The following is a 733-nucleotide window of genomic DNA, read 5'->3' as shown; positions in this document are numbered from 1 at the left end:
AAACTGAGTCGGCAATGACGAATCCACTTTGTCCGTAAGCTGGTCGGCAAACCAAGTTTGGAACTGACTTGCCAATGCATTGTTCATCTGCGTCGTAAGCTCGGCGGCGTCCACTTCACCGTTTGAACTCGCGCCTTGTAGCGACCTCATCCAAATAGATGCGCTTTCGCTGAGCGCAGCACCCGAAAATGCGCTGTTTTTCTCTTTCAATTGAGTCAGCGTATCGACGTAAAGTGCGATGCTCTGTTCGTCAGTTTGACCTTTAATGGTTGGCAAATGCGCGATCAGTGAAGCAAGCTGCTGAGTTTCCGCATCACCTAAAATTGGGGTCAATTGCTCTGTTAGGCTTTGTCCAAACGTTGGCAGTGGCGTACTGCTTGCGGCGGCGGTTGCCGCACCAGTTGCTGAGCCCGTTGTTGTCATATTCGTCATATCCAAACCTCTAGATCACCATACCGCGCATCATGGTTGGTCGCTTTCGTCTTTTACCCTGCACGCCTTGCAACTGATGCTGTTGCTGCCTGCGGCGCTGAACTTCTTCGATGAGTTCTTGCTCTGCGTGTTGCATTAACTTCGGCGAGGCGTTTAAACCACCAAGCAGAACTTCGCCGGCTACGGGGCCAACACCGAGTCCTTCTAATAACTCACTAAAAATGTCATTTCTTTCATCCGCATTTCGAATGGCTAACTCTGCATTTTCAATAGCTTGGGTAAAGGGTTGCTTCATATTGAT

1 protein-coding gene and 1 pseudogene are annotated in these 733 nt (G+C 49.7%); both read right to left on the bottom strand.

Annotated features, from left to right (window positions below):
* Positions 1 to 438, bottom strand: a pseudogene (locus R7093_RS25340) (Type III secretion cytoplasmic LcrG inhibitor); the annotation flags it as partial.
* 4 nt (positions 439 to 442) lie between these two features.
* Entirely contained in the window at positions 443 to 727 is a 285-nt protein-coding gene (vcrG, locus tag R7093_RS25335; RefSeq protein ID WP_005464408.1) for an LcrG family type III secretion system chaperone VcrG, read from the bottom strand.
* Between the last annotated feature and the right edge of the window lie 6 nt (positions 728 to 733).

The sequence above is a fragment of the Vibrio sp. 1580 genome (assembly GCF_033340055.1).
Note: the sequence above shows the minus strand (reverse complement) of the source record. Positions and strands in the feature narration are given on the sequence as shown.